The sequence below is a fragment of the Burkholderia sp. AU19243 genome (genome assembly GCF_018148075.1).
In the GTDB taxonomy this organism is placed as follows: domain Bacteria; phylum Pseudomonadota; class Gammaproteobacteria; order Burkholderiales; family Burkholderiaceae; genus Burkholderia; species Burkholderia latens_A.
Window position 1 is genome coordinate 129979 of the sequence record NZ_JAGSTV010000010.1, and the last position, 12719, is coordinate 142697.

Consider the following 12719-nt stretch of genomic DNA (forward strand, 5'->3'; position numbering starts at 1 on the left):
ACGCGCTAGTATTTTCTTGTAGATTTTCTACAATTCGATTGCGATACACTCCCGCATCCGAACCCGATTTCCACGTGCCGCCCCATGCTGCCCCGCATTGAAGCGATTCGCCCCGAGTTGCGTCCGTCCGAGCGCAAGCTCGCCGACTACATCCTCGCCGCGCCGCGCGAGGTGCTCGACCTCGCGATGACCGAGCTGTCGACTCGCGCCGGCGTCAGCCAGCCGACGATCGCACGCTTCTGCCAGGCGCTCGGCTGCAGCGGCTTTCGCGAATTCAAGATCCGGCTCGCGCAGAGCGTCGCGCCGGGCGTGTCGTCGGTCTACCGCGACGTCGAGCCAGACGAACCGGCGCCCGGCATCATCGGCAAGGTGTTCGACCGCACGATCGGCGCGCTGATCGAGGTGCGCAACAGCTTATCCGCGGGCAGCGTCGCCGAAGCGATCGCGCTGCTGTCGAACGCGTCGCGCATCGAGTTCTACGGCGCCGGCGGCTCGGGCATCGCTGCGCAGGACATCCAGCACAAGTTCTTTCGGCTCGGCGTGCCGAGCGTCGCGTATTCGGATCCGCACACGTTCTCGATGTCGTCGGCGCTGCTCGGCCCGCACGACGTCGTCGTCGCGATCTCGAACACCGGCCGCACGCGCGACATCGTCGAGGCCGCGCGTTCCGCGCTCGCGTGCGGCGCGAACGTCGTCGCGATCACGCAAAGCCATTCGCCGCTCGCGAAACTCGCGACCGTGAGCCTCGCGTCGAACGTGGCGGAAGAAACCGACGTGTTCTCGCCAATGACGTCGCGGATGTCGCATCTCGCGATCGGCGACATTCTCGCGGTCGGCGTCGCGCTGTCGCGCGGCCCGGCGCTGATGGAGCGCGTCGGCCGTGCGAAGGAAGCGATCACGCGGCGCCGGATCGACGATCCGGCGAAGGAGTGAGCCAGAGCGGGGCGCCGCCGCGCGTAAACGAAAAACGGCGCCCGACGGGCGCCGTTGCGCATCGTTCGCCGGCGGTGCCGGCCAACGGACTCAGAACGGTTTGATCACGACCAGCGCGACCGCCGCGAGCATGCCGAGCACCGGCAGCTCGTTGAACACGCGATACCACTTGTCGGTGCGGCGGTTCTCGCCACGCTCGAACACCCGCAGCAGATGCCCGCAATACGCGTGGTAAATGATCAGCAGCAGCACGACCGTCACCTTCGCATGGATCCACCCCTGCCCCTGGCCGATGCCGATCGCGAGCCACAACCACAGCCCGCACGCGAGCGCCGGCACTGCGATCATCGTCATGAAGCGGAACAGCTTGCGCGCCATCAGCAGCAGCCGGCGCACCGCGGCCGGATCGGTTTCCATGGCCAGGTTCACGTAGATGCGCGGCAGATAGAACAGGCCCGCGAACCACGCGGCGATCAGAACGATATGGAACGTCTTGACCCAGAGCATTGCCATCGAATGTGCGCCTCGCCTTATTGACGGCCTTCGCCGTGTCCAAGCACCACGTACTTCAGCGACGTGAGCCCTTCCAGTCCGACGGGCCCGCGTGCATGCAGCTTGTCGTTCGAGATGCCGATCTCCGCGCCGAGGCCGAACTCGAAGCCGTCCGCGAAACGCGTCGACGCGTTGACCATCACGCTCGCCGAATCGACTTCGCGCAGGAAGCGCATCGCCCGGTCGTGATCCTCGGTGACGATCGCATCGGTGTGGTGGGAGCCGTAGTGGTTGATGTGCTCGATCGCCGCGTCGAGGCCGTCGACGACCTTGATCGCGAGCACCGGCGCGAGGTATTCGGTATGCCAGTCTTCTTCGGTCGCGTCGACGAGCGGGCCGACGCCGGCGTCGGCCAGCACCGTGCGCGCAGCCGCATCGACGCGCAGTTCGACCTGCTTGTCGCGATACAGCTTGCCGAGCGGCGGCAGCAGCGCGGCCGCGATACCGCGCGACACGAGCAGCGTCTCCATCGTGTTGCAGGTGCCGTAGCGGTGCGTCTTCGCGTTGTCGCAGACAGTCAGCGCCTTCGCGATATCCGCGCGGTCGTCGACATACACGTGGCAGATGCCGTCGAGGTGCTTGATCATCGGCACGCGGGCCTCGTTGATCAGACGCTCGATCAGGCTCTTGCCGCCGCGCGGCACGATCACGTCGACGTATTCGGTCATCGTGATCAGCTTGCCGACCGCCGCACGATCGGCCGTCGCGACGACCTGCACCGCGTCCTGCGGCAGGCCGGCCGCGGCGAGCCCTTCACCGATCAGCTTCGCGAGCGCCGCGTTCGACTCGAGCGCCTCGGAGCCGCCGCGCAGGATCGTCGCATTGCCCGACTTCAGGCACAGCGCAGCCGCGTCGATCGTCACGTTCGGGCGCGATTCGTAGATGATCCCGATCACGCCGAGCGGCACGCGCATCTGGCCGACCTGGATCCCGCTCGGGCGGTACTTCAGGTTGCCGATCTCGCCGATCGGATCGGCAAGCGACGCGACCTGACGCAGGCCTTCGACCATCGTGTTCAGCGCTTTGTCGGACAACGTCAGGCGATCGACGAACGCCGCGTCGAGCCCCTTTTCGCGCGCACGGGCGACGTCGCGCGCATTCGCATCTTTCAGCGCCTGTGCGTCGCGCTCGATCGCGCGCGCAACGGCATCGAGCGCCGCGTTCTTCGCGGCCGTGCTGGCGCGCGCCATCGCACGGGAAGCGTGCCGGGCGCGGCGGCCCAGGTCCATCATGTACTGATCGATATCCATCGTGTGACTCGGAAACAAGCCGCTTCGCGCGGCGTGAATTCGTGGAGAAGCGTGGGCAGGCCGACCGCGGGCCAACCATCCGTGCGACGCGGCGGCAGCAAGGCCGCGCCGGCCATCGAAGCATTGTAAGCGGGTTGCGATGCGTGCGCTGAAGCGCGCGGACGGGCTTAACGCCGCACGCGACCCGCGGTCGGCGGTCGCTCGCCGCGCTCGCCGGCGACCGTCATCGCGAGCTGAAACAGGCCATCCCACGGATCCGGCGGCGGATCGTCCTGCGTACGGCGGCCCGGCGTGACGGCCGACAGCCCCTTCACCTGCCGGTCGAGCTTCGCGGCGAACGCGAGCGCCTTTTCCAGCACGGTTTCCGACACGCGATTCAGCGCGGGACCGATCAGCCGCTCGCGCGGTCCCCATACGCGGTTCTCGCGCAGCAGCGTCGCGAGCGGCTTGCCGGCGTTCGCGCCGCGCTTGATTCGCAGCAGCGTGCGCAATTCCTCGACGACGGCCCACATCACAAGCACGATCGCCTCGCCTTCGCCCTTCAGCCCGTCGATCATCCGCGCGAGCCGCGCGGCATCGCCCGCCAGCATCGCCTCGTTCAGCTTGAACACGTCGTAGCGCGCGACGTTCAGCACCGCGTCGTGCACCTGCTCGAACGACAGCGCGCCCTGCGGATACAGCAGGCCGAGCTTCTGGATTTCCTGGTGCGCGGCGAGCAGGTTGCCCTCGACGCGCTCCGCGATGAACTGCAGCGCACGCCGGCCGTCTTCGCCGGGCGCGACGCGCTGGCCCTGCATCGCCAGCCGCTGGCCGATCCAGTTCGGCAGTTGTGCGCGATCGACCGGATCGATCTTCAGCGCGACGCCGCCGTTCTGCAGCGCGGTGAACCACGCGGATTTCTGCGTCGCCGCGTCGAGGCGCGGCAGCGTGACGAGCATCAGCGCGTCCGGATTGGGCGTGGCCGCAAGCGTTTTCAGCGCGTCGGCGCCTTCCTTGCCGGGCTTGCCCGACGGAATGCGCAGCTCGATCAGCTGGCGCTCGCCGAACAGCGACATCGCCTGCGTCGCGCCGAGCAGCACGCTCCAGTCGAAACCGCGCTCGACCGTATGCACCGAACGCTCGGTGAAGCCCGCTGCGCGCGCGGCTCCGCGAATGCGGTCGCACGCTTCCTGCGCGAGCAGCGGCTCGTCGCCGTACACGGTGTAGAGCCCGGCCACCCCCTTCGCGAGGTGCGGCTCGAGCGCCTCAAGTCGCAATTGCATCGGTGCGTGCGCCCGCGATCAGAGCGGCGGCGGCGGCAGCGGCGCGCGCGGCGCGACGCCCGGCACCACGTCCTCGGGCGCCGGCGTCAGCGAGTGGACGATCGCGAGACGCCGCATCAACTGATCGACCGCGTCGTTCTGCATGTCGCCGTACAGGATCTCGGCTTCCTGCGCCTTCGCGTTCGTGTACTGGTCGCTATACGTCATCGCACGGTTCAGCGCGATCGCGCTCGGCGGAATCAGTACGGTGCCGTCCTTGCTCGTCAGCGTGTAGTTCAGCGTGTAGAACAGCGCATACTCCTGCGCGGAGCCGAATCTGTTGAGCGTCAGCGTGTTCTGCCCGCGCGATTCCCACATGCGCAGCACGGCGTCGGCATCGTCCGCCGACTTGACGATCTTCGTGTCGCTGCCGGCCTCGACGAGGCGCACGAGGCGCGCCTCGACGGGCGCCGGCGCACCGGCGATCAGCAAGTGCTTGAACGCGTAGTCCTGCTGGCCGCGCAACTGGAAACCGCATGCCGACAGCGCGAGCGCGCTGCCGGCGGCGAGCATCAAAAACGATCTGCGGATCACCTTCGCTCCTTCTGTGTGCGCCCGACGGCCTGCGGCCGTCAGACGACGATGTTCACGAGGCGGCCCGGCACGACGACGATCTTCTTCGCCGGCTTGCCTTCGCCGAACTTCGCGAACGCGTCGTCGGCCAGGGCCGCGGCCTCGATGGCCTCGCGGCTCGCGTCCTTCGCGACCTTCAGCGCGCCGCGCACCTTGCCGTTCACCTGCAGCACGAGTTCGATCTCGGACTGCTCGAGCGCAGCCTCGTCGACTTTCGGCCACGGCGCGTCGAGCAGCGGACCGAATTCGTCCGCGTAGCCGAGCGCCTTCCACAGCTCGAATGTAATGTGCGGCACGACCGGGTACAGCACGCGCAGCAGCACGCCGTACGTCTCGCGCAGCACGGCCGGCGTCGCGCCTTTCGCGCCGTCGATCGCGTTCAGCATCTTCATCGCGGCCGACACGACCGTGTTGTACTGCAGACGCTGGTAGTCGAAATCGGCCTGCTTCAGCACGCTGTAGATCTCGCGGCGCAGCGCCTTGTCGGCGTCGCCGAGCGCGGCCGCGTCGAAACCGGTACGCGCGGCAAGCGCTTCGCGATTGCCGGCCCCGAAGCTCCACACGCGGCGCAGGAAGCGGCTCGCGCCTTCGACGCCCGCGCCCGACCATTCAAGCTGCTGCTCGGGCGGCGCGGCGAACATCGTGAACAGGCGCGCGGTATCGGCGCCGTACTGATCGATCAACACCTGCGGGTCGACGCCGTTGTTCTTCGACTTCGACATCTTCTCGATGCCGCCGAGCACGACCGGCTGGCCGTCGGCGTTCAGCGTCGCGCCGACCGGGCGGCCCTTGTCGTCGTGCGTGACCGTCACGTCGGCCGGGTTGTACCAGGTCTTCTTGCCCGCCGCGTCCTCGCGGTAGTACGTCTCGTTCAGCACCATCCCCTGCGTGAGCAGGTTCTTCGCCGGCTCGCCGAACTTCACGAGGCCGAGGTCACGCATCACCTTGGTCCAGAAGCGCGAATACAGCAGGTGCAGGATCGCGTGCTCGATGCCGCCGATGTATTGATCCATCGGCATCCAGTAATCGGTGCGCGCGTCGACCATGGTCTCGGCGTCCGGCGCCGTGTAGCGCGAGAAGTACCACGACGAATCGACGAACGTGTCCATCGTGTCGGTTTCGCGCTTCGCGGCCGCCCCGCACTTCGGGCACGAGCAGTTCAGGAATGCCTCCGACTTCGCGAGCGGATTGCCCGAGCCGTCCGGCACGAGGTCTTCCGGCAGCACGACCGGCAGGTCGGCTTCCGGCACCGGCACGTCGCCGCACGACGGGCAGTGGATGATCGGGATCGGCGTGCCCCAGTAGCGCTGGCGCGACACGCCCCAGTCACGCAAGCGCCACGTGACCTGCTTGTCGCCGAAGCCGCCGGCCTTCAGGTCGGCCGCGATGGCGTCGACCGCTTCCGCATGGCGCAGCCCGTCGTACTTGCCGCTGTTCACGCAGACCGCGGTTTCCTTGTCGCCGTACCACTCTTGCCACGCGTCGAGCGAGTACGTCTGCCCTTCGCTCGCGATCACTTGCTTGATCGGCAGCCCGTACTTCTTCGCGAACGCGAAATCGCGCTCGTCGTGCCCCGGCACGCCCATCACCGCGCCTTCGCCGTAGCTCATCAGCACGTAGTTGCCGATCCACACGTCGACCGGCTCGCCAGTCAGCGGGTGCGTGACCGAAAAGCCCGTCGCGATGCCCTTCTTCTCCATCGTCGCGACGTCGGCCTCGGCGACGCCGCCGCGCTTGCATTCGTCGATGAACGCCTGCAGCTCCGGCTTGCCCTGCGCGAGGCGGGCGGCGAGCGGGTGCTCGGCCGCGATCGCACAGAACGTGACGCCCATGATCGTGTCCGCACGCGTCGTGAACACGCGCAGCAGCGCCTTCTCGCCGTCGAGTTCGTACGGGAAGCCGAAGTTCACGCCGAAGCTCTTGCCGATCCAGTTCTGCTGCATGATCTTCACGCGCTCGGGCCAGCCGAGGCCGTCGAGGTCGTTCAGCAGCTCATCCGCGTACTGCGTGATCCGCAGGTAGTACATCGGGATCTCGCGCTTCTCCACGAGCGCGCCCGAACGCCAGCCGCGGCCGTCGATCACCTGCTCGTTCGCGAGCACGGTCTGGTCGACCGGGTCCCAGTTCACGGTGCCCGTCTTCTTGTACGCGATGCCCTTCTCGAGCATCTTCAGGAACAACCACTGGTTCCACTTGTAGTAGTCCGGCTTGCACGTCGCGATCTCGCGCGACCAGTCGATCGCGAGCCCCATCGACTGCATCTGGCCCTTCATGTAATCGATGTTGTCGTAGGTCCACTTCGCCGGCGGCACGCCGTTCGCCATCGCGGCGTTCTCCGCAGGCATCCCGAACGCGTCCCAGCCCATCGGCATCAGCGTGTTGTAGCCGTTCATCCGCAGGTAGCGGTACATCACGTCGTTGATCGTGTAGTTGCGCACGTGACCCATGTGCAGCTTGCCGGACGGGTACGGCAGCATCGACACGCAGTAGAACTTCGGCTTCTGCGAGTCTTCCTTCGTCTTGTAGGCATCGGCTGCGCGCCAGTCGCCCTGGGCGGCGGCTTCGACGTCGGCGGGTACGTATCTCTCGTGCATGGTGTGGTTCGGACTAGGCTTTAAGCGGCGCGCCACGCGGCGGGCACGCGGAAGTGGACGAAAATCGGGCAGCCCGGCGGCGGGTGCAGGCTCACGGATCTCGGACCTGCTCATGGTGCGGATATTCGCCGGGTAACCTGGAGGATCTCCAGCTTACCCGGCGAAACCCTGCCGACCGGGCGGAAACGACGATTATACCGTTCGCGGCACCCGGTACGGCCGGTCTCGGCGGCCAGCGTGCATTTCTGCCTGTGCGCCACGCGCGGGCGGCCAGTGACTCGGTGATTCGTTAGCTCGGCGACTCCGTGGCTCGGCGGCTCGGCGGCTTGGCGACTTGGCGACTTGGCGACTTGGCGACTTGGCGACTTGGCGACTTGGCGACTCGGCGGCTTGGTGGGTAACTCGGCACGTCAGCGTTTCGCGCCCGACGCAGCGGGCGCTGCGGCGCCCGCCGGCGGCACGTCGGTGACGAAGCCGATCCGTGTGAGGCCGGCGGCCTGCGCGGCCCCCATCACCTGCGCGATCACGTCGTAGCGGGTCGCGCGCGACGCGCGCAGCCGCAGCTCCGGCGGTGCCGCGCCCGCGGCGGCGGCCTTGAAGCGCGCGGGCAGCGCGTCGAGCTCGACGGGCGTGTCATCCCAGTACAGCTTGCCGGCGTCGTCAATCGACAGCGTGACCGACTGCGGCGTGTCGCGCGCGACGCTCGCCGCGACCTTCGGCAGATCGAGTCGAATCGCGTGCGTCATCAGCGGCGCGGTGATGATGAAGATCACGAGCAGCACGAGCATCACGTCGATCAGCGGCGTCATGTTGATTTCCGCCATCGGCGCGGACGTCTTGTGGTGCTCCAGTCCGCCGAATGCCATGATCGTTCCTCCTGGCCGCGAATCAGGCGCCCTGCGCGCACACGAACACGTGCAGGTCGCGCGCGAAGCCGTCGAGTTCCTCGGCAAGCTGGCGCACGAGCCGACCGAGGATGTTGTACGCGAGTACCGCCGGAATCGCGACGACGAGCCCGAACGCGGTCATGATCAGCGCCTCGCCAACCGGCCCCGCGACGTTCTCGATCTGCGCCTGCCCGCTCGCGGCAATGCTGCCGAGCGCATGGTAGATGCCCCACACGGTGCCGAGCAATCCGACGAACGGCGCGGTGCTGCCGATCGACGCGAGCAGCACCTGGCCGAATTCGAGGCGTCGCTGCGAACGCAGCATCGCGTGACGCAGCGCGCGCAGCACGCGTTCGCTGCGCTCGACCCGCGCGGCGAGCGCGGCCGGATCGTGCGCGTCGGCCGCGTCGCGGGCGGCTTCGGCGAGCGGCACGAACACGCGCTCGCGGTCGGCGCCGGCGAGTGCGTCGATGCCCGCGTCTAGCGACGCGGCGCGCCAGAACGCGGCGAGCGCGCGCGGCCCCTGCCGCTTCGCGCGGACCAGCAGCCAGGCTTTCGTCAGCAGGAAGCACCAGCTGGCGACGGACATCGCCAGCAGCACGTACGCGACGGCATGCGTGATCGCATCGCCGCTTTCGAGGTAGTGGACAACGCCGGTGGGAATGGCCATCGGAGTTTCCCCCGTGAGGGTCAGCGCAGGCCGAGCACGTCCTGCATGTCGAACAGGCCGGCGCCGCGCGCCGACAGGAAACGGACCGCACGCAGCGCGCCCTGCGCATACGACACGCGGCTCGACGACTTGTGCGTGATCTCGATCCGCTCGCCGATCCCGGCGAACAGCACGGTGTGATCGCCGACGATGTCGCCGCCGCGCACGGCCGCAAAGCCGATCGTCGACGGATCGCGTTCACCGGTCACGCCGTGGCGGCCATACACCGCGCAGTCGTCGAGCGAGCGCCCGAGCGCGCCGGCCACGGCCTCGCCCATCATCAGCGCGGTGCCCGACGGCGCGTCTACCTTGTGACGGTGATGCGCCTCGATGATCTCGATGTCGTAGCCGTGCGAGAAATGCTTCGCCGCGAATTCGAGCAGCTTCAGCGTGACGTTCACGCCGACGCTCATGTTCGCGGCGAACACGATGCCGATCTTGCCTGCCGCGGCCTGCAGCTCGGCCTTCTGCTCGGCGGTGAAGCCGGTCGTGCCGATCACGAGCTTCACGTCGTGGCGCAGCGCGGCCGCGACATGCGCGATCGTGCCTTCCGGCCGCGTGAAATCGATCAGGTAGTCGGCCTGCGCGAAAACGGCATCGAGGTCGTCGGTCAGCTTGATCCCGGTTTCCTTGCCGAGGAACGCGCCGGCGTCCTGGCCGAGAAACGGCGAACCGGCGCGGTCGAGCGCGCCGACGAGCTGCGCGTCGGAATCGTTGAGAACGGCTTCGATCAGCATCCGGCCCATACGGCCCGATGCACCCGCAATCGCAATCTTCATGGCTTTCTACACGACAGGTCTAAAGGCGGGCGGCGCATGCCGCCCTGTTTCCGCATGCCGGCCGCTTACTGCGCCGGTGCGGTGAGCGGCTGGTTCTGCAGGTTGTCCGAGCCTTGCGGGCCGACCGGCGGCGACGCCTCGTTCGACACGTTCGGCTGCGGCGGACGATGGAACTGGAACTGCGGCTGGATCGCCGGCGCGGCGCCCGGCGGCTGGCCGCCCGGCACCGGCGCGCCGCCCGTGGCCTGCGCGGCCGGCGTGAACCGGCGCGAACCTGAACCCTGCCCGGACACCTGGTTGGTCGCGCGGTTTGCCGCGCGCGCCGCCTGTGCGTTCGCATCCTGATCGACCGCCGCGCCGGACGCCGGCACGGTGGCCGGGCTCGCCGCAGCGGCAGCCTGCGCGGCGCTCGCGGCGGCCGCGGCTTCGGATGCCTTCTTCGCGGCAGCCGCGGCCTTCGCCTTCTTGCCCCCGCGATCGCCGTCGATATCGGCCAGCAGGTCGAGTTCGGACGGCAGGTTTTCGGCGCCCGTCCAGCTCGCGAGGCGATCGCCCGCGAACGTCAGCACGAGGTCGCGCTGCTGGACGACCGACGTCGAGCCGCGCTTGAAGTAGAAGAGGTAATCCCAGCGGTCGGCATGGAACATGTCCGCGAGCAGCGGCGTGCCGAGCAGCGCGCGAACCTGCTCGCGCGTCATCCCGGCCTGCAGCTGCGCGGCCTTTTCCTGCGACACGAAGTTGCCCTGCACGACAGTGATCCGATAGGGCGTGATGCTCTGCGCGATGCGCTGCGTCACGCTGTCGTACGACGAACAACCAGCCAGCGCGGCAACGGCGGCGGCAGCGATGATGGCACTCCGCATGCGACTCCTCTGAAAGTGCGAAAGGGATTCCGGGAACATTTCCTTCACCGTGCTGGCCCGCTGCGCAGGCCGCGCGTGTTTCTGGAACGGCCAAAAGCCGGTAACATTGAAGCCCTGCATTGTACTCTAGGGATGCCTAGCCATGACCAATCCGACGGATCTCAAGAATATCGGGCTAAAGGCCACCCTACCGCGCCTCAAGATTCTCGAGATCTTCCAGCAAAGCCCGGTGCGTCACCTGACGGCCGAAGACGTCTACCGCAATCTGCTCAACGAGCAGTTGGACATCGGGCTCGCCACCGTTTACCGCGTGCTGACGCAGTTCGAGCAGGCTGGCCTGCTGTCGCGCAGCAACTTCGAATCCGGGAAGGCCGTGTTCGAACTGAACGAAGGTTCGCACCACGATCACCTCGTCTGCCTCGATTGCGGCCGCGTCGAGGAATTCTTCGATGCCGAGATCGAAAGCCGCCAGCAGGCAATCGCCAAGGAACGCGGCTTCCGGCTTCAGGAGCACTCGCTCGCGATGTACGGTTCCTGCACCACCGAGAACTGCCCGCACCGCAAACACTGATCCGCGCGCTGCGCGCGTACGCAACGGCCCGGCCGGCATCCCGCCGCCCGGGCCGTGTTGCTTTCGGACAGGAACGAAAAAGTCAGTGGCCGCGTGCGCCGCGCGTCAGGCCGCGCCGGCACAGGCCGGCTCGAACTCGAGCGTCCACGCGTCGTCGAGCGGGATCTCGTCGCAGTTCGGCTGCGGGCCGCCGCGATCGACGATCACGAAGTCGCTGACCGCATCGAGCGCAAGCAGCGGATGGTGCCAGACGCCCTTCGCGTAATTCACGCCCTGCCAGCCTTCGGCGAGGAATGCACGCATCGCCTGGGGCCGAAACTCGCCGGCCGGCGCGACGACGATCGCGTAGCGCGACACCGCCGCGAGCGGGATGAACGCCTGGCTGCCGTGCGGATGGCGCTCCATCAGCGTGATCGCGACCGGCAGCGCGCGCGGCTGAGCACGAAACACGCTGACGAGCGGCCGGCCGCCGTCCGCGCACACGTCGATCGTCGCGAGATCGTGAAAACGCTCGGTCGTGCCGCCGTTGATCGGGAAGTGCCGCGCGCCTTCGAGCGCGATCACGTCGCCGAACGGTGCGAACGCGTCGCGGGTCAGGCGCTCGACGCGCAGGATGTGGGGTCCGCTCATGCCGATGCCCTCCTTCAAGCAGGCTCGCCCCACAGACGCAGCCGCGACACTCCGCCGTCCGGGAAAATGTTGAAGCGCACGTGCGTAACGGGGCCGAGCGCCGCGAGCTCGTCGAACGTGTGCACGCGATCCATTTGCAGCTTCTGCTCGCCGAGCAGTTCGGCCCAGAACATCGCCTGCGTGACGAGCGAATCGTCGGTGCCGCCCGCAACCCGCGCGGCCTGCAACGAACAGCGGTCGGGGAAATTGCCTTTGAAGAATGCGGTATCGACTTCGACCCGCCGGATGATGCCAGGGCGCGCAAGCGCGACGATTGCCCAGTCGTTGCCGGGCTCGCGCCGGCGCCGCGTTTCCCACCCGTCGCCCATGTTCGCGCCGCGCCCCGGCATCAGCATCTGCGACGCCGGACCGAAGTGCTGGTTGTTCGCCGCCACCAGGTAGCCGCCGTTCTCGATCGCCGCAAGATCGACCAGCTCGCCGGCCGGCACGTCGCGCCAGTCGCGCTGCGGCTGTCCGTAAACGCGCAGCCGCGCAAGGCCGCCGTCCGGATACAGGTTCACGCGCAAATGCGTGACCGCCTGCGCATCGTCGACGCTCACGTAGTGATGCGAATTGCCCTGCAGCGTCGTCGCGGGGACGATCGTGCGCCATTCGGCGTCGTCCGGCGGCGTATCGCCGTCCACCGCGCACGCATCGATCGACGCGGCCGGCGGGAAGTTGCCGGTGAAGTGGCTCGTGTCGAGGTCGACGCCGTGAATCACGCCCGGTCGCGCGAGCCGGACCACGCAGAAGTCATGGCCGGTCGTGCGCTTGCGGCGCGTTTCCCAGCCGTCCATCCACTTGCCGTGATCGTCGTACTTGCCGGGAATGAACACGGCAGGCTCCGGGTTGAGCATGCGCTCCTTCGGCGCGAAGAATTCGTCGCTCGCAAAAAGCGCCTGCGCGCCCAGGCGCGGGTCGGCGAGGTTCATGTAGCGCCGCGTGAAAGCCGGCGCGTTCGGATCGAGGATGGGGGCTGCCATGTCGTCTCCACGTTATTGCAGGAGCGCCGGCGCGCTAGCGCGCCGGTCGCGAGGA

Annotated in this window: 13 protein-coding genes; 2 read left to right on the forward strand and 11 right to left on the reverse strand. The window is 67.9% G+C overall.

The features are described from left to right. The first annotated feature begins 84 nt into the window (after nucleotides 1-84). A complete protein-coding gene (locus KDW55_RS19620; RefSeq protein WP_040143401.1) occupies nucleotides 85-933 on the forward strand; it encodes a MurR/RpiR family transcriptional regulator in 849 nt (282 codons plus the stop codon). Between the two features lie 90 nt (nucleotides 934-1023). On the opposite strand, the gene KDW55_RS19625 is transcribed toward KDW55_RS19620, so the two are convergent. The 9 genes from KDW55_RS19625 to KDW55_RS19665 form a co-directional block, all read right to left on the reverse strand. Next, a complete protein-coding gene (locus tag KDW55_RS19625; protein WP_144245423.1) occupies nucleotides 1024-1446 on the reverse strand; it encodes a CopD family protein in 423 nt (140 codons plus the stop codon). 17 nt (nucleotides 1447-1463) lie between these two features. Further along, the gene (locus KDW55_RS19630) at nucleotides 1464-2735 is read right to left on the reverse strand and encodes a glutamate-5-semialdehyde dehydrogenase (RefSeq protein WP_209821404.1); all 1272 of its coding nucleotides are present in this window, start codon (nucleotides 2733-2735) and stop codon (nucleotides 1464-1466) included. Between the two features lie 167 nt (nucleotides 2736-2902). Then, a complete protein-coding gene (gene holA, locus KDW55_RS19635; RefSeq protein WP_212160898.1) occupies nucleotides 2903-3997 on the reverse strand; it encodes a DNA polymerase III subunit delta in 1095 nt (364 codons plus the stop codon). Nucleotides 3998-4015: 18 nt separating this feature from the next. Next, a complete protein-coding gene (gene lptE, locus KDW55_RS19640) occupies nucleotides 4016-4570 on the reverse strand; it encodes an LPS assembly lipoprotein LptE (RefSeq protein ID WP_040143397.1) in 555 nt (184 codons plus the stop codon). A gap of 38 nt (nucleotides 4571-4608) precedes the next feature. Continuing rightward, nucleotides 4609-7203: a leucine--tRNA ligase gene (gene leuS, locus KDW55_RS19645; protein WP_040143396.1), complete on the reverse strand. Its 2595-nt coding sequence runs from the start codon at nucleotides 7201-7203 to the stop codon at nucleotides 4609-4611. 410 nt (nucleotides 7204-7613) lie between these two features. Continuing rightward, nucleotides 7614-8069 carry a biopolymer transporter ExbD gene (locus KDW55_RS19650; protein WP_069240967.1) on the reverse strand — a complete coding sequence of 152 codons (456 nt, stop codon included), beginning with the start codon at nucleotides 8067-8069 and terminating at the stop codon, nucleotides 7614-7616. 22 nt (nucleotides 8070-8091) lie between these two features. Continuing rightward, nucleotides 8092-8760, reverse strand: a complete 669-nt coding sequence (locus tag KDW55_RS19655; RefSeq protein WP_040143394.1) for a MotA/TolQ/ExbB proton channel family protein — start codon at nucleotides 8758-8760, stop codon at nucleotides 8092-8094. 20 nt (nucleotides 8761-8780) lie between these two features. Further along, on the reverse strand, nucleotides 8781-9578 hold the full coding sequence (gene dapB / locus KDW55_RS19660) for a 4-hydroxy-tetrahydrodipicolinate reductase (RefSeq protein ID WP_040143393.1): 798 nt from the start codon (nucleotides 9576-9578) through the stop codon (nucleotides 8781-8783). A 65-nt stretch (nucleotides 9579-9643) separates the two neighbouring features. Then, on the reverse strand, nucleotides 9644-10441 hold the full coding sequence (locus KDW55_RS19665) for an outer membrane protein assembly factor BamE (protein WP_040143392.1): 798 nt from the start codon (nucleotides 10439-10441) through the stop codon (nucleotides 9644-9646). 142 nt (nucleotides 10442-10583) lie between these two features. Between KDW55_RS19665 and fur the strand changes: the two genes are divergently transcribed. Beyond that, nucleotides 10584-11012: a ferric iron uptake transcriptional regulator gene (gene fur / locus KDW55_RS19670; RefSeq protein ID WP_006400349.1), complete on the forward strand. Its 429-nt coding sequence runs from the start codon at nucleotides 10584-10586 to the stop codon at nucleotides 11010-11012. A gap of 105 nt (nucleotides 11013-11117) precedes the next feature. Here fur and KDW55_RS19675 read toward each other — a convergent pair whose 3' ends face one another. Further along, a complete protein-coding gene (locus tag KDW55_RS19675; protein WP_069241919.1) occupies nucleotides 11118-11642 on the reverse strand; it encodes an ureidoglycolate lyase in 525 nt (174 codons plus the stop codon). A gap of 14 nt (nucleotides 11643-11656) precedes the next feature. After that, a complete protein-coding gene (gene alc / locus KDW55_RS19680; RefSeq protein WP_040143391.1) occupies nucleotides 11657-12664 on the reverse strand; it encodes an allantoicase in 1008 nt (335 codons plus the stop codon). Nucleotides 12665-12719 lie beyond the last annotated feature (55 nt).